This is a genomic window from Actinoplanes xinjiangensis (assembly GCF_003148685.1).
GTDB lineage: Bacteria > Actinomycetota > Actinomycetes > Mycobacteriales > Micromonosporaceae > Actinoplanes > Actinoplanes xinjiangensis.
Map to the genome: position 1 here is coordinate 362,929 of NZ_QGGR01000001.1, position 18,518 is coordinate 381,446.

General features: G+C 72.4%; 15 protein-coding genes. 10 read left to right on the plus strand and 5 right to left on the minus strand.

All coding sequences use genetic code 11. The features are described 5' to 3' along the window. Positions 1-56 precede the first annotated feature (56 nt). Together BC793_RS01615 and BC793_RS01620 are read right to left on the minus strand one after the other, a co-directional pair. A complete protein-coding gene (locus tag BC793_RS01615) occupies positions 57-698 on the minus strand; it encodes a response regulator transcription factor (RefSeq protein WP_109588719.1) in 642 nt (213 codons plus the stop codon). Continuing rightward, positions 695-1,933 carry a sensor histidine kinase gene (locus BC793_RS01620; protein ID WP_109588720.1) on the minus strand — a complete coding sequence of 413 codons (1,239 nt, stop codon included), beginning with the start codon at positions 1,931-1,933 and terminating at the stop codon, positions 695-697. The genes BC793_RS01615 and BC793_RS01620 overlap by 4 nt, the downstream gene beginning before the upstream one ends. Before the next feature lie 110 nt (positions 1,934-2,043). Between BC793_RS01620 and BC793_RS01625 the strand changes: the two genes are divergently transcribed. Further along, the gene (locus BC793_RS01625) at positions 2,044-2,799 is read left to right on the plus strand and encodes an ABC transporter ATP-binding protein (RefSeq protein WP_109589081.1); all 756 of its coding nucleotides are present in this window, start codon (positions 2,044-2,046) and stop codon (positions 2,797-2,799) included. A 379-nt stretch (positions 2,800-3,178) separates the two neighbouring features. Here the strand turns inward: BC793_RS01625 and BC793_RS01630 are convergent, their stop codons facing one another. Further along, positions 3,179-3,601, minus strand: coding sequence for a hypothetical protein (locus BC793_RS01630; protein WP_109588721.1), 423 nt, complete (start codon positions 3,599-3,601; stop codon positions 3,179-3,181). Between BC793_RS01630 and BC793_RS01635 the strand changes: the two genes are divergently transcribed. Next, positions 3,600-5,453, plus strand: a complete 1,854-nt coding sequence (locus BC793_RS01635) for an ABC transporter permease (protein ID WP_109588722.1) — start codon at positions 3,600-3,602, stop codon at positions 5,451-5,453. The two genes, BC793_RS01630 and BC793_RS01635, sit on opposite strands and share 2 nt — an antisense overlap. Before the next feature lie 375 nt (positions 5,454-5,828). Here the strand turns inward: BC793_RS01635 and BC793_RS01640 are convergent, their stop codons facing one another. Further along, positions 5,829-7,010 carry an EAL and HDOD domain-containing protein gene (locus BC793_RS01640; protein ID WP_239169784.1) on the minus strand — a complete coding sequence of 394 codons (1,182 nt, stop codon included), beginning with the start codon at positions 7,008-7,010 and terminating at the stop codon, positions 5,829-5,831. Positions 7,011-7,220: 210 nt separating this feature from the next. On the opposite strand from BC793_RS01640, the gene BC793_RS01645 reads away from it, so the two are divergent. From BC793_RS01645 to BC793_RS01680, 8 genes are all read left to right on the plus strand, one after another. After that, positions 7,221-8,774, plus strand: coding sequence for a long-chain-fatty-acid--CoA ligase (locus BC793_RS01645; protein ID WP_109588723.1), 1,554 nt, complete (start codon positions 7,221-7,223; stop codon positions 8,772-8,774). Between the two features lie 140 nt (positions 8,775-8,914). After that, positions 8,915-10,192 (plus strand): hypothetical protein, encoded by a 1,278-nt coding sequence (locus BC793_RS01650; protein ID WP_239169783.1) that lies wholly within the window; start codon positions 8,915-8,917, stop codon positions 10,190-10,192. Then, positions 10,189-11,130, plus strand: a complete 942-nt coding sequence (locus BC793_RS01655; RefSeq protein WP_239169782.1) for a glutamate ABC transporter substrate-binding protein — start codon at positions 10,189-10,191, stop codon at positions 11,128-11,130. The genes BC793_RS01650 and BC793_RS01655 overlap by 4 nt, the downstream gene beginning before the upstream one ends. After that, a complete protein-coding gene (locus tag BC793_RS01660; protein WP_109588726.1) occupies positions 11,127-12,329 on the plus strand; it encodes a hypothetical protein in 1,203 nt (400 codons plus the stop codon). The genes BC793_RS01655 and BC793_RS01660 overlap by 4 nt, the downstream gene beginning before the upstream one ends. Further along, positions 12,326-14,653 (plus strand): serine/threonine-protein kinase, encoded by a 2,328-nt coding sequence (locus BC793_RS01665; protein WP_109588727.1) that lies wholly within the window; start codon positions 12,326-12,328, stop codon positions 14,651-14,653. The genes BC793_RS01660 and BC793_RS01665 overlap by 4 nt, the downstream gene beginning before the upstream one ends. Positions 14,654-14,831: 178 nt before the next feature. Next, positions 14,832-15,782, plus strand: a complete 951-nt coding sequence (locus tag BC793_RS01670) for a PP2C family protein-serine/threonine phosphatase (protein ID WP_239169781.1) — start codon at positions 14,832-14,834, stop codon at positions 15,780-15,782. A gap of 12 nt (positions 15,783-15,794) precedes the next feature. Further along, positions 15,795-17,060, plus strand: a complete 1,266-nt coding sequence (locus BC793_RS01675; protein ID WP_109588729.1) for a vWA domain-containing protein — start codon at positions 15,795-15,797, stop codon at positions 17,058-17,060. Between the two features lie 2 nt (positions 17,061-17,062). Next, a complete protein-coding gene (locus BC793_RS01680) occupies positions 17,063-17,713 on the plus strand; it encodes a double zinc ribbon and FHA domain-containing protein (protein ID WP_239169788.1) in 651 nt (216 codons plus the stop codon). On the opposite strand, the gene BC793_RS01685 is transcribed toward BC793_RS01680, so the two are convergent. Next, positions 17,710-18,489 (minus strand): inositol monophosphatase family protein, encoded by a 780-nt coding sequence (locus BC793_RS01685; protein WP_239169780.1) that lies wholly within the window; start codon positions 18,487-18,489, stop codon positions 17,710-17,712. The two genes, BC793_RS01680 and BC793_RS01685, sit on opposite strands and share 4 nt — an antisense overlap. Positions 18,490-18,518: the final 29 nt, after the last annotated feature.

Consider the following 18,518-nt stretch of genomic DNA (forward strand, 5'->3'; position numbering starts at 1 on the left):
AGCCACACGACGAGCAGCCCGAAGGGCGCCGCGGCTGGGCTGGCCCGGCTGTGCGGTCAGCCGCGCAGATAGGCGAGGACGGCACGGACCCGGCGGTGGTCGTCGCTGTCCGGTGGCAGTTCGAGTTTGGCGAGCAGACTGTTGATGTGTTTGGCGACCATCGCCTCGGTGACGACCATTTCCCGGGCGATGCCCGTGTTGGAACGGCCCTCGGCCATCAGCGCCAGGACCTCCCGCTCGCGGACGGTGAGCCGGTGCAGTGGATCGCGACGCCGGCCCAGCAACTGGCGAACCACCTCCGGGTCGACCACGGTGCGACCGGCCGCCACCCCCTCCAGTGCCTCGACGAACTCGGTGACCTCACCGATACGGTCCTTCAGCAGATAGCCGACGCCCGCCCCATGATCGGAGTCGATCAGCTCCGCGGCGTAGGTCTGCTCGACATACTGACTGAGCACCAGAACCGGCAGTTCCGGATCGGCTTTCCGCATCTCGATCGCTGCCTGGAGACCCTCGTCATTGAACCCCGGGGGCATCCGAACGTCGGTGACGACCACGTCCGGCCGGTGCTCGGCGACCGCCTCTCGCAACGCGACCGCATCCCCGACAGCGGCGACCACCTCGTGGCCGAACCGGCGCAGCATCCCGGCCACCCCCTCCCGGACGATCACGCCGTCCTCCGCGATGACCACCCTCATGCGGCTTCCTCCGGAACCGGGATCTCCACGCGCAACAGCGTAGGACCCCCGGGTGGGCTGGACAGGTTCACCGTCCCATCGAGGACCGCCACCCGGTCGGCGAGCCCCATCAGGCCGGAACCGTCCGCCGGGTCGGCCCCGCCGCGCCCGTCGTCGCGGACCTGCACGATCAGCCGATCCCCCGTCAGAAACGCCTCGACCCGGGCCCGCTCGGCCCCGGCGTGCTTGGCCACATTGGTGAGCGCCTCGGACACCACGAAATAGGCAGTCACCTCCACGGCCGACGGCAAGCGCCCGGGTAGGCGCAGATCGAGGTCGACGGGCAGCGGTGCGATGGAAGCGGCCTCACCCACGGCCGCGGCCAGGCCACGGTCGGTCAGGACCTTCGGATGGACGCCCCGAATCAACTCCCGCAGGTCGGTGAGTGCCTGCTTTGCCAGCTGATGAGCGGCGGCGAGCGGCTCCGCTCCGGGCGCCCCGGCCGGCACCTCCAGACGTGCCATGCCGAGTTGCATGCTGAGCGCGACGAGTCGCTGTTGTGCGCCGTCGTGCAGGTCACGCTCGATGCGCCGGCGCTCCACCTCGAAGGCGTCGACGAGCCGTGCCCGTGACCGGGTGAGTTCTTTCAGGCGGGCGTCGTCGGGCGGTGTGAGCATGGCGCGAGCCATCGCCGCGCGGGCGCCGGCCCAGGCGATCACCGGATACGCCAGGATCGGCCCCAGCAGCAGCCCGGCGAAGACGGCCGGCAGAGTCGAGGACAGCGGCTCGTCAGCGATGGTCCACGGCGCGCCGATCGAGATCATCAGCGTGTAGGTGACGCCGATCAGGACGAGCAGGTCCATCCAGCTCAACATCGCCGCCGCCAGCGCCGCGTAGAACAGCTCCCGCCAGGTCGCCTCTTCCCGCAGCCGCAGGGTGACCCACGCACGAAGGCCGGCCCGCGGCGGTGGTAGATGCGGATCGGGCAGCTCATCGCGGTCGACCAGCCGGAGCCGCCGCCGCTCGACGCGGGCCACCACGATGCCGGACAGCAGACACCCCACGTAACCGGCGACGCCGACGATCACCGCCGCCAGGAGAGTGCCGACGACGAGCATCACCGCCACCGCCGCGATGGTGGCGGCGCCCAGTAGGGAGCCGCTCGCCAGATAGGCGACGGAGCGCCATGGCCAGGACGATCGCAACAGCGCGGCCGGCCGCAGAGTGAGCGCTTCGAGCGCGTTGCGGGGCTGCATGCCCGGCACGCTACCGGCCGGGCGGGCCGGTGTCGGTAGTGCTGTCGTTACCTTCGAGTGTGGACTCTGCGTGACTGTGCCGGGCCCTCCGAAACGGTTTGCTGGTCGGCATGACGGATCACGGAACTCCAGCGGTCGAGCTGCGGGCGGCGACCAGGACGTATGGGACCGGCGAGCGTGCGGTCACCGCCCTGGACCGGGTGGACGCCCGGTTCGAGCCGGGCACCTTCACCGCGGTCATGGGCCCCTCCGGGTCGGGCAAGTCCACCCTGCTGCACTGCGCGGCCGGGCTGGACCGGCTGTCCAACGGCGAGGTCGTCATCGACGGCGTGCCGGTCGGGGGCATGAGTGAGCGTGCGCTGACCCGCCTGCGCCGCAGCCGCGTCGGCTTCGTCTTCCAAGCGTTCAACCTGGTTCCGGCGTTGACCGCGGCACAGAATGTGGCGTTACCGCTGCGGCTGGCCCGGCGCCGTCCGGAGCCGGGCGCGGTGGCGGCGATGCTGGCCGAGGTGGGTCTGGCCGGCCGTGAGGGACATCGACCATCCGAGCTCTCCGGCGGTCAGCAGCAACGGGTGGCGATCGCCCGCGCGCTGGTGTCCCGGCCGGCGGTGCTCTTCGCCGACGAGCCGACCGGCGCGCTGGACGCGGCGTCCGGCGCCGCGGTGCTGCGGCTGCTGCGCGAGGCGGTGGACCGTCATCGGCAGACGATCGTCATGGTGACCCACGATCCGCTGGCCGCGGCGACCGCCGACCGGGTGTTGTTCCTGGCCGACGGCCGAGTGTTCGACGAGCTGCCCGGAGCGGCCGGCGCGGAGCGGATCGCCCTGCACATCGCTCACGCGCAGCACACGGTGGTGGCCCGATGACGGCGGCGTGGGCGATGGTCCGGCACCGGTTCGCCAGTTTCGCCGGCACGTTCGTGGCGGTGTTCCTGGGAGTGGCCGTCGTCGCCGGGTCGGCGACGCTCCATCTGAGCTCGCGGCCACAGGCTCCGGCCCGCTACGACCAGGCGCCGGTGCTCGTCACACCGCCTGACCCGGGCACCGGCGACGACCGTGACCGGCAATCCTGGACATCGGCACAGGCAGCCGCGCTCGCCGCCCGCCTCGACGCGTTGGAGGGGGTGACAGCGGCCGTCCCGGATCCGTGGTTCTACGTGCAGCGGCTTGATGCCGGCCGGCCGACAGGCGACGCTCAGGCGTCCCTGCTCGACGGGCACGCCTGGTCATCCGCGGCCCTCGGCGGTTACCGGCTCACCAGCGGCCGCGCCCCCACCGCCACCGGCGAGGTCGTCATCGGCACCACGGCAGCCTCCGACACCCCATCCAGGCCCTCCTCCACCAAGACGACGTCAGCCATCAAGACAGATAGCCGGCCATCGGAAACCGACAGGTCGGACAAAGCCCCACAGGGCACAGGCAAAGAGTCCCGCGCCTCGACGAACGAGAGCACGTCCGGCACCGGCGCCGCCGGGAAGGCACTAATCACCACACCCAATACCTCCGGCGCCCCCACGAACGGCAGCGCAGGGAGCGGCAGCACAACGACCGGCGAGACGGGAAGCGGCGGCCCAGGGAACAGCGGGCCAGCGAGCAACAGCACGGGGAACGGCGGCGCAGGGAACGGGGCATCTCGGACGAGGGCTGGGACGGCGACGGCTTCGGCCATGGGGACGGTTGTGGTCCTCACCTCGGCCGGGCCGGAGGAGTGGCGGGTCACGGGGACCGTGGATGGGCCGGGGTTCTACGTGACGGATCGGGATGCGGCGGAACGGGCGTCCGGCGTCCAGGTGATCGGCCTGACCGTCAGTGGAGACCCGCAGCGGGTGGCCGACGCGGCCGGCGCAGTCGTCGGGGCGGAGGGCGTGGTGAGGTCCGGAGCGGAGCGGGACGCGCTTGAGCCGGGTTCCATCACGCGGATCCGGTGGATCGGCGCGCAGCTGCTGATCGCGCTCGTCACGCTGGGGGCGTTCGCGACCGTGTTCGTGGTGTCGTCGACGTGTGCGCTGAGTGCGGCGCAGCGACGGCGCGAACTGGGGCTGCTGCGCGCGGTCGGCGCGACTCCGGGGCAGGTACAGCGGATGATGTATGCCGAGACGGCGCTGATCGCCCTGCTCGCCGGGCTGCTCGGTGCGCCCGCCGGTATGGCGGCGGCTCCGCTGCTGGCTGATCCGATGATCAGCACCGGTCTGGAGCCCGCGGGCTTCACGGTGACCTGGCAGCCCGTCGCGCTGGTCGGTGCGATCGTGCTCGGTCTGTTCGTGGCGCTTGCCGGGGTGACCGCGGCGGCACGGCGGGCCAGCCGGATCCCGCCACTCGAGGCGCTGCGTGAGGCGGCCGCCGATCCGCGCGCGATGACGCCGGCCCGCTGGGTCGTGGGGCTGCTCTGCGGGGCCGCGGGTGGGGCGTTGCTGGCGGCGATGCCGTCGCTGCCCCTGGCGACACGCAGCAGCGCTGGGATGGGCGCCGCGATGCTGCTGTTGTCGTCGGCCGCGCTGTTGTCGCCGGTGCTCATCGTGCCGTTGGTGCGGGTGGTGGTCCGGCCGTGGCAAGGCACCCCCACCGGGATGCTGGTCCGGGAGGGCACGCTGACCGGGGTTCGCCGGGTCGCGTCCACGGCGGCGCCGGTGCTGGCGACCGTCGGGCTGACGGTTCTGCTCGCCGGCACGGTCGCGACGATCGAGGTGGCCACCGGCATCGATGAGACCGCCCGGTATCCGGCGGCCGACGTGCTGGTCCCGGACGGAACGCCGGGTCTGTCGGCGGCCGCGGTCACCGCCCAAGGTGCCCATCCGGAACTCACCACCCGGCTGCTGATCACCCATGGCGACCGGACCGCCGGCCGGTCCGCGACCGGTCGCGGCGACGCCCTGGCCCTCGACCGCCTCAGCGCGGGGGAGTTGGGCGCCGGAGTCGGTGACACGGTCACGATCCGGTTCGTCGACGGCGCCGAGACGAAACTGCCGGTCGCAGCCGTGGGGGATGAGACGAGCATTCCGCGGCGTCTGGTCCGGCAGCACGACCCGGACGCGCTGACCGGCATGCTGGTGCTGAGGAAGCCGGCCGTGGCGGTTCCCGGGGCGCGCAGCCTCCCGATCCACGAGTTCGTCATGGAGGAGATCGATCAGGAGGGCCGGCTGATCGACCTGTTCCTGGTGGCGCTGATCGGGCTCACCGCGGGGTACACCGCCATCGCGGTCGGTAACACGCTGCTGATGGCTACCGCTGCCCGCCGTGGTGAATTCCGGGCGCTCCGGCTCGCCGGTGCCGGGACCGGCCAGGTGCTGCGGGTCGTCACCGCGGAGGCGTTGCTCGCGGTGGTGATCGGTGCGGTCCTCGGCGGGCTGGTCGCGGTCGTCTCCCTCGTCGGCGTCCGAGCAGCCGTGGAGGACGAGATCGGCCGCGACATCGCGCTCGTCCTTCCGTGGGGCGCGACCGCGGCGGTCACCACCGTCTGTGCCGTCCTAGCGGTCGTCGCCTCCGCGTTCCCCCTCCTGAAGAGCAGGGGCACTCCGGCGTGACCAGCCTCGGCCGGAGAAAAGGCCGCCGTCCGACGAACGCCGAGGGAAGGCGGCCCGGGATGCGGGGGCCGTTGCTCGAATGCTCCTTCGGCCAGACGACGGCAGACAGGACGAGCCGGCGAAGCGACCGGGACACCGACGGGCAAAGCAACCAGCAGAGCAACCGAGGCACCGAACAGCACCGCGACCGGCAGAGGAACCGAGGCACGGAACAGCACCGCGACCGGCAGAGCGACCGGGACGGCACCCGGCGAAGCGCCGGGGACGGCACCCGCCGGAGCGGCTGCGGCGCGGCGAGTGGGACAGCCGGGGCGGCCGGGGCGGCGGATCGGCGGGGCGGCGGATCGGCGGGGCGGCGGGGCGGCGGGGCGGCGGTCAGACCGGGCGGGGCGCCGCCGGGCCTCGGCGGCGCTTGGAGGTGCCCGGGGCGAAGCGATGAGCGGCGGTGAGGGTCCGGGTGGACCAGCGCATCGCGTCGAGGGAGAGGCCGGCCAGGTCGCCGGTCCCCCACTCGCCGTTCTCGTAGGCGCGGACCGCCCGGAGCACGTCGCCGAGGCGGCCGGTGCCGACCGTGAGGGCTTCGGAGACCTCGGCGGTCAGGGGCAGTTGCTCGGCCATGGTGGCGGGCGTCATGGCCATCAGGCGGGCCATTCCGGTGACCAGTCCGGCGACGAACGCGGCGCCGGGGTCGGCGCGGAAGCGCGGGGCCAGGCTCTCGCACAGGCGGGCCTGGGCGAGAGCGGTGAGGAGTTGTTCCTCGGGGGCTTCGGCGACGTCGTCGACGACCATGAGGGTGGCCCAGCGGCGGATGCGGTTGAGGCCGACGAGCATGACGGCCTGCCGGACCGAGGAGATGCGGCTGACCACGCCGGCGGCGACCGAGTTGCTGACCCGCAGCACCCGCAGGGCGAGGGCCGGGTCGCTGACGATGATCGAGGTGATCTTCTCGAGTGGCACGTCGGGGGACATCAGGGCGGCGACGAGTTCGAGGCGGCGCAGCCGGGACGGGGACAGGCTGGGGGTGCTGAGGACCTGGGGGCGGCTCAGCGCGTACCCCTGCCGCAGTTCCATGCCGTGATGGTCGGCGATGGCGACCTGCGCCTCGGTCTCGAGGCGTTCGGCGACCAGCTCGATGCCGGGGTATTCGCGGCAGGCCGCGACGATCTCGTCGAGGCGGCTGAGGTCGCCGTCGAGGAGGTCGAGTTTGACGTACGACGCGAGGCCGAGGAGTTGTTCGTGACCGGAGCCCCACACGAAGTCGTCCAGGGCGATCTTGTATCCGGCCTCGGAGAGTGCGGTGAGCCCGGCGATCACCTCGTCGTCGACCTGGACCGTCTCCAGCACCTCGAGCACCACCTGTTCGGGGCCGAACGGCAACGGGAGCCGCCCGGTCACGAACTCACGGGTGAGGTTGATGAAGCACGGCCGGGTGCCGGCCACTTCGGCTATGCCGAATTCGGTGAACGCGTTCACCATGACGGCGCTGGTGGCGTATGTATCCTGCCGCCCTGACGCGACGTCGTCCATACGACCGCGGAACAGCAGTTCGTAAGCCACGACGACGCCATGGACGTCGAAGATCGGCTGACGTCCCACGTGTACCGCATCCAACACCGGGATTCCCACGCCGGTGCATTCGGCAGACAACCAGCCGACCTAAAGAAAGACGCAAGGAAACAAAGGCGAAACGGAGCCTTCCACGCGTACGGGCGCGCATGTTGGGATGAGACTGCCGTCACGACTCACCGGTGAGAAGGGTCCCACCACATGCTCAACCTCTCCGTTCTTCTGGAGGACAGCGCCCGTAACCACCCGGAGCGCGCCGCTGTGGTGCTGGGTCCGCAGCGCCTGACCTATGCGCAGGTGAACGCCGCGGCGAACCAGGTCGCCGGGCTGCTCCGGGCGCGGGGCATCGAGCCGGGTGACAAGGTCGCCCTGACCTGTCCCAACCTCCCCTACTTCCCGATCGTGTACTACGGCATCCTCAAGGCCGGCGCGGTCGTGGTGCCGCTGAACGTGCTGCTCAAGGGCCGGGAGATCGCCTACCACCTGCGGGATTCGGGCGCGCGGGCGTACTTCTGCTTCCAGGGCACCCCGGAGCTGCCGATGGGCGCCGAGGGTTTCGCCGGCTTCAACGAGGTCGACAGCGCCGAGCACTTCTTCCTGATCACCGCGGATCCGGCGGCGGCGTCGCCGATCGAGGGCGCGGAGACGATGGGCGCGGGGCTGGCCGGGCAGCCGCCGGTCTTCGAGACGGTGCAGCGGGCCGAGACGGACGCGGCGGTGATCCTCTACACGAGCGGGACGACCGGTCAGGCCAAGGGCGCCGAACTGTCCCACTCGAACCTGGTGCTGAACGCGCTGACCTGTAACCGGCTGTTCGGCACCCAGCCGGCCACCGACACGCATCTGCTGGTGCTGCCGCTGTTCCACTCGTTCGGCTCGACGGTCAACATGAACGCCGGTTTCTCCACGGCGTCGACGCTGGTGCTGCTGCCCCGTTTCGAGCCGCAGGCCGCCGTCCAGCTGCTCCAGACCGAGAACGTGACGTTCTTCGCCGGTGTGCCGACGATGTACTGGGGTCTGCTGAACGCGCTGGGCGAGACCGAGGGCGTGGACGTCGAGCGGATCGCGGCGAACATGCGGGTCGCGGTCTCCGGCGGCTCCAGCATGCCGGTGGAGATCATCAAGGCGGTCAAGGAGCGGTTCGGCGTCACCATCCTGGAGGGGTACGGCCTGTCCGAGACGTCCCCGGTGGCGACGTTCAGCGCACCGGGCAGCGAGCCGCGTCCCGGGTCGATCGGCATCCCGATCTGGGGTGTCGAGGTGAAGCTGATCGACGGGGACTGGAACAGCATCGACAACCCGGACGAGATCGGCGAGATCGCGATCCGGGGCCACAACATCTTCCGCGGTTACATCGGGCGGCCGGAGGCGACCGCCGAGGTGATGCGCGACGGCTGGTTCCGGACGGGTGACCTGGCCCGCCGGGACTCCGATGGCTGGTACTACATCGTCGACCGGGCCAAGGACATGATCATCCGGGGTGGTTTCAACGTCTACCCGCGGGAGGTCGAGGAGGTCCTGCTCACGCATGAGGCGGTGTCGCTGTCCGCGGTGATCGGCGTGCCGCACGAGAGCCACGGCGAGGAGATCAAGGCGTTCGTGATCCTGAAGCCGGGCGCCTCGGCCACCGAGGAGGGACTGGTGGCCTGGTGCCGGGAGCAGATGGCGGCCTACAAGTACCCTCGCATCGTCAAGATCGTCGAGTCGCTGCCCATGACGGCCACCGGCAAGCTGCTCAAGCGCGAACTGAGCTGATCGGCTCCTGCGCGAGGCGCCCGGCGGGGATTCCCGCCGGGCGCCTCGCGCAGCAGAAACCGCCCGACGAAGCAGCACGACGAAGCTTGCGCCCGTAACGCACAGTGGACGTGCGGTCCCACAGCGAGAGGCGACATAGCGTGACAGCAGTTCAGGCGCCCCCACGGGCGGCGTTGACCCGCCTCGCCGGGATGCGGCACACCTCGCCCGGCCGCCTGCAGTTGCTGCTCGTCGTCCTGCTCGTCCTCACCACCCTGGCCGGCCTGGTCACCGGGCTGACCGCGGCGTCGGCCGCCGCCGGCACCACCGACCTGCGCGACCGGGCCCAGCCGCTGCTCGCCGAGGCGGAGACGGTCTGGTCGTCGCTGGCCGACGCCGACGCCACCGCGGCGCAGGCGTTCATCAGCGGCGGCCTGGAGCCGCCCGAGCTGACCAGCCGGTACGACGAGAAGCTCACCGCCGCCGCGACCGCTCTGACCTCGGCCGCCCGCCGCGTTCCGGAGGACAGCGCGGGCGCCGAGGCGATCCGGGCGATCTCGGCGGGCCTCGGCGACTACACGGCGCTGGTCGCGACCGCCCGGGCCTTGAACCGGCAGGGCAAACCGGTCGGCGCGGCCTATCTGTCGACCGCCTCGCAACTCAACCGGGGCACGTTGCAGCCGCAGGCGCAGGCGCTGTTCCAGCAGGCACGGCGGGAGGCGTCGGCCGGCTACACCGACGCCCGCAGCTCCTGGTGGCTGATTCTGCTGCTGGTCGTGCTGGTGGGCCTGGGGGTGGCGCTGATCGCGACGCAGGCGCACCTGAGCCGTACCACCCGGCGCACGTTCAACGTGCCGCTGGTGGCCGCCACGGCGCTGACGGTGCTGCTGGCGCTGGTCTGCGCGGGGCTCTTCGCGCACCAGCGCTCCGGGCTGGAGAGCGCGGAGCGGGCTGGTTCCACACCGGCGCAGGCGCTGGCCGAGACCCGGATGCTGGTGCTGCGGGAGCGGGCCGACGAGGCGCTCACCCTGGCGGCCCGGGCCGGGCGCGGTGCGCTGGAGGACGACTTCACGCTGTTGCGGAAGCGGTTCGTGGTCTCCGGCGAGGAGTTCGACGAGGTGCGCGGGCTGGCGACGACCGCCGCCGAGCGGCACGACGCCTACCTCGCCCTGCACGACGAGATCCGCAAGCTGGACGACAACGGCGACTACGAGGCCGCGGTGAAGCTGGCCGTCAGCCCCGAGACCCGGTCGGCGTTCGACGGGGTGACCACGGTGCTCGACGAGGCGCTCACCGGCCGGCGGGCGGCGTTCGACGACGAGATCCGTTCGGCGGGGCTCGGCCTGGGTGCGCTGGCGGTCCTCGGCCCCCTGTTGGCGCTGATGATCGGCGTGCTCGCGGCTCTGGGGCTGCGGGCCCGGCTGGAGGAGTACCGGTGAGGCGTACCCCCATGGCTGTTGCCCTGCTGCTCGCCGTCGCCGGGCTGACCGCCTGCACCGACGCGGCGCCGTCCGAGAAGGAGGCGGCGAAGCCGGCGGCGAGCGCGTCCTCGTCCGCGGGCGCGCCGGCACCACCGTCCTGCGACGCGCGGGCCAGCTGGCGGCCGACGAAGGGACTGCAGATCCCGGCCGGCAGCTACATGCAGACGATCCGGGATCGTGGCCGGCTGATCGTCGGGATGAGCCAGGACACGCTGCTGTTCAGTTCGCGGGACCCGTTCACCGCCAAGATCGAGGGCTTCGACGTGGACATGGGCCGGGAGATCGCGAAGGCGATCTTCGGCGACCCGGACCGGTTGGAGATCCGGGTCATCCCCCGCTCCGAGCGGATCAACGCGGTCAATCGCGGCACCGTCGACCTCGCGATCAACACGATGACCACCAACTGCACCCGGTGGCAGCAGGTCGACTTCTCCACCGTCTACTACGAGGCCGGGCAGCGGCTGCTGGTGGGCAAGGACTCACCGGCGACCCGGATCGAGGATCTGGGTGGGCAGCGGGTCTGCGCGGCGGCCGGTTCGACCAGCCTGGAGAACATCGGCAGGGTGAACGTGGACCCGCCGCCGCTCGCGGTGGCCCGCACCGACTTCGGGGCCTGCCTGGTCGCGTTCCAGCTGGGCGAGGTGCAGGCGATCTCCACCGACGACACCATCCTGGCCGGGCTGGCCGCGCAGGACCCGTACGCGAAGGTGGTCGGACCGCGGTTCACCGAGGAGCCGTACGCGATGGCGATCGCCGGCACGCACCGCGACTTCACCGAGTTCGTCAACGCGGTGCTGGAGCGGATGCGCGCCGACGGCACCTGGGCGAAGATCCACGACCGTTGGCTGGGTGACTCCGGCCCGGCGCCGAAACCCCCCGCGGCGCGGTACCGATGACGACGATGCAGGCCGCCGACACCGAGCTGGCCCGTCTGGAGAAGGCGGTCGCCGCGATCGCCGCGAACCTGGTCGAGCTGGACCAGAACCCGGACCGGCAGGAGCTGGGCCGGATCAGGCTGACCGGCCGGACCGCCGCCGCGTGGGCCGACGCGGGTGACGCTCTGGCCCGGCTCTGGCAGGGGCACCGCCAGCTCGGCGAGGTGATCGACCGGGCGCGGGCGCTGCGCTCGCAGCGGCGGATGAGTGACGCCGACCGGGCCGCCTTCCAGCAGGAGGTGCTGGGCAGCTCGATCACCCTGTCCACCGCGACGGTGCCGCTGGCGCAACGCGGGCTGCTCGGCGCCGGCCAGGTGATCTCCACCTGCACCCCGGCGGAGTTGCTGGCCGCGATGGAGTCCGCGTTCGCCACCGCGGTCGCGGTCGTCACCGGCGCCGGGGACGCGTGGCGGCGGGCGACACCGGCGGCCGCGGAGGCCGCCGACGCGCTGCTGCACGTGCGCGACCTCACCCGGCAGACCGCGGGTGGCCTGGCCGCCGAGACGGACCGGCTGCTCGACGAGGCCGACCGGCGGCTCGGCGATCTGACCGGGACGCTGTTGTCGGATCCGCTGGGCGCCGACGTGTCCGGCCTGGAGCGGGTGCGGGCGCTGATCGCGCGGGCGGACGCGGAGCGGACCTCCGCGGCCGAGCTGCGGGCCTCGCTGTCGCAACGGCTGCGGGACGCCCGGACGCTGGTCGCCGAGATCGACGCGGCGCAGCGGTCCGCCGATGCGGCCCACGACGCGGTCGCCGGGCGTTTCCCCCCGGACAAGATCATTACGGTACGGGGTACCGACCCCTGCCCCGAGCTCGCGGCGATCGACGCGCTGGCCGCCGCGGGCCACTGGGCGCTGATCAGCCCCCGCCTGTCGGCCTGGAACCGGCAGGCCCGGGAGCGGCTGGCCGCGCTGCGGTCGGCCCAGGCGCACCACGCGGCCCTGCTCGCCGAGCGCAACGAGCTGCGTGGTCGCCTGGACGCCTTCCGGGCCAAGGCGCTGAGCCGGGGTCTGGGCGAGGACGCGGTGCTCAGCCCGCTCGCCCAGACCGCACGTGACACCCTGCACCAGGCGCCCTGTGACCTCGCCGCGGCTCGGGCCGCCGTCGGGAAATACCAGGACGCGCTCTCCGCCACCATCGCCGCCCGGGAGGCCCGATGACCTGCCAGCGTAGGAATTGTTCCGGCACGATCGAGGACGGGTACTGCGACACGTGCGGCCTGGCGCCGGCCGCCGCGCCCACCCCGGTCCCGGCCACCTCCGTCCCCGTCGCGGCCGCTCCCGTCGCGGCCGGCGCCTCGGGCCGGTGTGGCCGCAACGGCTGCGACGGGACGTTCGAGGACGGTTACTGCAACGAGTGCGGACTGGCGGCTCCGGCTACGGCGGCTCCGGCGACGGCGGCACCCCGGTCGGCGACGGCGGCCTCGACCCGTGGCAGCGGCAGGAGCAGCGCGCTCTCCACCCGTACCCGGGGAAGTGGCCGTACCTCGGGAAGTTCCCGGACCGGATCGGCCCGCCGTTTCGGCGGTGGCCTGGTGGAGATCGCGCCGATCCGCACCGCGGATCCGGCGACCGCGGTGATGTCGGTCGCCGAGGTGCCGGAGTCGAAGCGGTACTGCGCCAAGTGCGGCAAGCCGGTCGGCCGGGCCCGCGGTGACCGGCCGGCCCGTTCGTCGGGCTTCTGCGCGAACTGCGGCGAGGCGTTCAACTTCACCCCGAAGCTGGTCAAGGGCGACCTGGTGGCCGGGCAGTACGAGGTGGTCGGCCCGCTGGCGCACGGCGGTCTGGGCTGGGTCTATCTAGCCGTCGACAAGAACGTGTCGGACCGCTGGGTGGTGCTCAAGGGCCTGCTCAACTCAGGAGACGAGGACGCGCTGGCCGCCGCGGTGGCCGAGCGGCGGTTCCTGGCCGAGGTCGAGCACCCGAACATCGTCAAGATCTACAACTTCGTCGAGCACGACGGCGCCGGTTACATCGTCATGGAGTACGTCGGCGGCAAGTCGCTCAAGGACCTGCTCAAGGAGCGCCGCGGCAACGGGGCGGTCGATCCGCTGCCGGTCGACCAGGCGCTCGCCTACGTGCTGGAGATCATGCCGGCGTTCGGTTACCTGCACGACCGCGGCCTGATCTTCTGTGACTTCAAGCCGGACAACGTGATCCAGTCCGGTGACCAGATGCGGCTGATCGACCTGGGCGGCGTGGTGCACGTCGACGACCAGGAGGCGGCGATCTACGGCACGGTCGGATACCAGGCGCCGGAGATGGCCACCGACGGGCCGTCGCCGCAGTCCGACCTGTACACGATCGGCCGGACCCTGGCGGTGCTCACCACCGACTTCCGCGGTTATCAGAGCACGTTCGCGCACAGCCTGCCGGACCGCGGCGAGTTCGACGTCTACCAGCGGCACGAGAGTTTCTACCGGCTGCTGCGGCAGGCCACCCACACCGACCCGGACGAGCGGTTCGCCGACGCCGCCGAGATGGCCGAGCAGATGCTGGGCGTGCTGCGGCAGGTCCTGGCCGTGGACGGCACCCCGCATCCGGCGATCTCCCGGCACTTCACCGGCGAGCTGCGCACCGATCTGCGCGACGACCGGGCCCGCTGGCAGGACCTGCCGACGCCGTTGATCGACCTGAGCGACCCGGCCGCCGGCGTGATCGCCTCGATCACCGCGGCCGACCCGAAGACCGTGCTGGCCCAGCTGGCGAGCGCCCCGCAGGACTCCGTCGAGGTGGGGCTGCGGCGGATGCGGGCGCACATCGACCAGGGTGACGCCGAGTCCGCGGGGCGGGTCCGTGACGCGCTGGAGCCGGACTGGCGGGTGGACTGGTACGACGGGCTGCTCGCGCTCTCCGCCGGCGACCACGCGCGGGCCCGGCAGCGGTTCGACGCCGTGTGGTCGGCACTGCCCGGCGAACTGGCCCCGCAGCTGGCCCTCGGGATCACCGCCGAGCTGGCCGGCGACGCCGCCACCGCGTGCGGGTACTACGACGTGGTCAGCCGCACCGACCCGGCCTACACGACGGCGGCGGCCGGGCTGGCCCGGTGCCGGCTGGAGAGCGGCGACCGGGCCGGGGCGGTCGAGGCGTACAACCGGGTTCCGGGGACGTCGTCGGCCTACCCGATCTCGCAGATCGGCGCGATCCGGGCGCTGGTGCGGTCGGGGACGACGGTCGTCGACGTGGACTCGCTGACCACCGCGGCCGGCCTGATCTCGCGGCTGGAGGTGGAGGCGGCGCAACTGGCCACCCTCCGGGCCGAACTGCTCGAGCAGGTACTGCGTACGCTCGGCGGCGGCGCCAAGATCGCCGGGGTCGATCTGGCCACGGTGATCGGCGGCGAACCGGCTGAGCGGCAGCCGGAACGAGACGTGCGGTTCGCGCTGGAGTCGGCGTACCGGGAGATGGCCCGGGCGACGCACGGCACGGAGAAGATCCGCCTGGTGGACCTGGCGAACGCGGTGCGGCCGCGGACGCGTACGTGAGAGGGGCGGAACCGCGCTCATGACCCTGATGACCGACTGCGCCTCCTGTGAGGACGAGCTGGCCTCCGGCGCTACCTTCTGCGAGGTGTGCGGGCGTAGGCTCGCCGAACCGCCGGTCCCTGAAGCGGCCCCGGCGACGGCTCGTAAGGATTGTGCACGGTGCGGAGCGGCGGGCTCCGTGGGCGACGACGGTTACTGCGAGGAGTGCGGCATGATGGCCGGCCGGTCCCGCGATCATCTGGAGGCCGACGGCGGCACGGCCGGAGCCGCGGTGAGTGACCGCGGCCGCCGGCACCACCGCAACGAGGACGCCATGTGGCTGGCCGTCGGTGAGGACGCCGCCGACGTGGTGGTCTGCGACGGCGTGTCGGCGTCGTTCGACCCGGACGCCGCGTCGGACATCGCCGTGCGGGCGGCCGGCGAGCTGCTGGCCGGCGCCCGGCATCCGGACGTGCTGCCCGGCGCCGACGGCCCGGACGAGACCGTCGACCGGGAGCAGCTGGAACGGCCGCCGGGCGCGGTCGGGCTGGCCGGTGCGGTCGCGCACGCGATCACCGGGGCGGCCGCCGCGGTCGCCTCGCTGGCGCACACCGGCGACCCGCGCCGCGCCGCCGCCAACCCGGCCTGCACGATCGTGGCCGCCGCGGTGCGCGGCCCGCACGTCGGCTACGGCTGGGTCGGTGACAGCCGGGTCTACTGGCTCGGCCCCGAGGGCCCGGCCGAGCAGCTCACCGAGGACGACTCGTGGGCCACCCACGTGATCGCGCTCGGTGCCGACCCGGTGAGCGCGATGAACGACCCGAAGGCACACGCCATCACCGCCTGGCTGGGTGCCGACGCCGGACCGGTCCGCCCGCGGGTGCGGTCGTTCACCGCGACCGAACCGGGGCACCTGCTGCTGTGCAGTGACGGCCTGTGGAACTACCTGGTCGATCCGGCCGAGTTCGGCGACCTGGTACGGGAGTGCCTGACCGCCGCGAACAGCCTGCTCGGCGCGGCGCGGGCGATGGTCGCGTACGCGAACGCGGCCGGCGGCGCCGACAACATCACGGTCGCGGTGATCCCGGTCCGGCCGGCGGTCACCGAGCCGGAACCCGAGACCACCGACCTCGACACCACCAACGCGTAAGGAGTCCCGAGAGTGTCGTACACCGCCGAGGCCTTCCAGAACGAGTACCTCGCCCTGGGTGCGAGCGAAGTCAACGCGATCGTGACCGTCACGTCGACCGGTGGCGAGGGCGGCCGCCGGACCGGTGGCGCGACCGAGATCATCATCGTCGACGCGTCCGGGTCGATGCAGGCCGAGGGCCGGATCGGCGCCGCCCGGCAGGCCGCCAAGACCGCTGTCGAGTGCATCGACGACGGCGTGCATTTCGCGATCATCGCCGGTGTCAGCACCGCCCAGCAGCTGTTCCCCGACCCCGGACGGCTGGCGGTGGCCTCACCGCAGACCCGGGCGGCGGCCTCGCAGGCCATCGACCGGCTCCAGGCCAACGGCGGCACCGCGATGGGTGCGTGGCTGCTGCTCGCCGCGCAGTTGTTCACGCAGCGGCCGGGCGACATCAAGCACGCCATCCTGCTCACCGACGGCGACAACGGCGAGCGGTACGGCTACCTCGACAGCGTCCTGGAGCAGATCAAGGAGCAGTTCGTCTGCGACTGCCGGGGTGTCGGCGCGAACTGGAAGGTCGCCGAACTCCGCAAGATCGCCGACAAGATGCTCGGCACCGTGGACATCGTGGCCCGCCCCACCGAGCTGACCGCCGCCTTCCAGCAGATGATCACCGCGGCGATGGGCAAGACCTCCGCCGACGTGCAGCTGAAGGTGTGGACGCCGGTGAACGCCTCGATCCGGTTCGTCAAGCAGGTGGAGCCGCAGGTCGCCGACCTGACCGGCAAGCGTGTCGAGGACGGGCCGCGGGCCGGTCGTTATCCGCTGGGCTCGTGGGGCCAGGAGAGCCGTGATTACCACATCTGCGTCGACGTGCCGGCCGGCGGATCCGGCGACGAGATGCTGGCCGCCCGGGTGCATCTGATGGAGGGCGACACCGAGCACGCCCGCGCGCTGGTCCGGGCGGTGTGGACCGACGACACCGCGCTGTCCACCCGGATCAACCGGCAGGTCGCCCACTACACCGGGCAGGCCGAACTGGCCGACGTGATCCAGGCCGGGCTGGCCGCGCGGGAGGCCGGCGACGACCGGACCGCGACGATCAAGTTCGGGCGGGCCGCGCAGCTCGCGCACGCCAGTGGCAACTCGGCGACCGAGGAGCTGCTGTCCAAGGTGGTGGAGATCGAGGACGCGGTGACCGGCACCGTCCGGCTGCGGCGCAAGGTGGCGGCCGAGGACGAGATGGCCCTGGACACCCGCTCCACCAAGACCGTGCGGGTGGGACGCGGGCAGTGACCATGTACACCTGCCCGAAGGGGCACGCGTCGGCGGAGGGCGACTTCTGTGACACGTGCGGGGCGCGCATCGACGGTGCTGCCCCGGCCGTGCCGCTGATCTCCGCACCGGTCACCGAGGCGCCCGCCCCGCCCAAGGAGAAGTGCCCGAACTGCGGTTATCCGCGCAGCGGCCCGTTCCGGTTCTGTGAGGACTGCGGGTACGACCACAGCACCGGCCGGGTCCCGCAGATCGAGGCACCGCCGGTGGCCACGCCGGCCGGCCCGTGGACCGCGACGGTCGCCGCCGACCCGGAGTACTTCGCGCTCAACGACATCCAGGGCGTGACGTTCCCGGCCGGCGCGATCCCGCAGACGTTCGAGCTGGTGCCGCCGCAGGTGCGGATCGGGCGGCACAGCGCGTCGAAGGGCACCACACCGGAGATCGACCTGGGTGCCGCGCCGTCGGACCCGGGGGTGTCGCACAACCACGCGCTGCTCACGTTCAGCACCGACGGGGCGTGGCTGGTGTCCGACGTCGGCTCGTCGAACGGCACCTGGATCAACGACGAGGACCAGCCGCTCGGCACCGGCCAGTCACGCACCCTGAAGGACGGCGATCAGGTCCACGTCGGCGCGTGGACCACGATCACCCTGCACTCCCCGGCGGTCTAGCGCAGCACGGCCAGGGCGGCGTCGCCGATCTCCGCGCTGCGGCTGTAGAGCGACGCCCCCGGGCCGGGTGTGGTCCGCCCGTCCAGGCCGCGATAGTCGCCGCCGGCCTCGGTGACGATCAGCGACGTGGCAGCGAAGTCCCAGATCTTGCCGCTGGTCTGCACCGCCACGTCGAGGTCACCACGCGCGACCAGGAGGCCGGGGTGCAGCGACCAGGGCAGCTCGTCGGCGGCGCCGATGAGGGCGGCGACGTCGTCACGGTCCCAGTCGGGGACCACGCCGAGACGGCTGGACGCCAGCTCCGGCGCGCCGCCGGCGACCGCGATCTTCTGCTCGCCGGTGATCCGGCCGTCGAGGATCGCGGCCTGCCGGGCGCCGTCGCCGCGCACCGCCCAGAAGATCAGCCCCTGGGCCGGCAGCGCCGCGACGCCGACGGTGATCTCGCCCTGTTCCTCCAGCGCGATCAGCACCAGCCAGCGGTCGTCACCCTCGACGAACAGGTGGGTGCCGTCGATCGGGTCGATGATCCACCGGCGGCCGCCCTGTCCGGCGGTCTCGCCGTGTTCCTCGCCGAGGATGGTGTCGGCGGGGCGGGCACCGGTCAGGACGTCCCGGATCCGGTCCTCGACGGCCCGGTCGGCGGCGGTCACCACACTGCCGTCCTGTTTCAGCTCCCGGGGCAGCCCGGCGAGTGCCGCGAAGTGCCGCAGGCCCTCGGCGGCGCCGGCGAGCGCGGCCTCCTGGGCGAGTTCCAGATCATCAAGGGTGTAGGCCACGCACCCATCCTGCCCGTGGCACCCCGCGG

What these genes read in the sequence shown, in the direction of transcription:
- BC793_RS01615 (WP_109588719.1), bottom strand. Translation starts at nt 698, where the DNA reads ATGAGGGTGGTCATCGCGGAGGACGGCGTGATCGTCCGGGAGGGGGTG.
- BC793_RS01620 (WP_109588720.1), bottom strand. Translation starts at nt 1,933, where the DNA reads ATGCAGCCCCGCAACGCGCTCGAAGCGCTCACTCTGCGGCCGGCCGCG.
- BC793_RS01625 (WP_109589081.1), top strand. Translation starts at nt 2,044, where the DNA reads ATGACGGATCACGGAACTCCAGCGGTCGAGCTGCGGGCGGCGACCAGG.
- BC793_RS01635 (WP_109588722.1), top strand. Translation starts at nt 3,600, where the DNA reads ATGGGGACGGTTGTGGTCCTCACCTCGGCCGGGCCGGAGGAGTGGCGG.
- BC793_RS01630 (WP_109588721.1), bottom strand. Translation starts at nt 3,601, where the DNA reads ATGGCCGAAGCCGTCGCCGTCCCAGCCCTCGTCCGAGATGCCCCGTTC.
- BC793_RS01645 (WP_109588723.1), top strand. Translation starts at nt 7,221, where the DNA reads ATGCTCAACCTCTCCGTTCTTCTGGAGGACAGCGCCCGTAACCACCCG.
- BC793_RS01660 (WP_109588726.1), top strand. Translation starts at nt 11,127, where the DNA reads ATGACGACGATGCAGGCCGCCGACACCGAGCTGGCCCGTCTGGAGAAG.
- BC793_RS01665 (WP_109588727.1), top strand. Translation starts at nt 12,326, where the DNA reads ATGACCTGCCAGCGTAGGAATTGTTCCGGCACGATCGAGGACGGGTAC.
- BC793_RS01680 (WP_239169788.1), top strand. Translation starts at nt 17,063, where the DNA reads ATGTACACCTGCCCGAAGGGGCACGCGTCGGCGGAGGGCGACTTCTGT.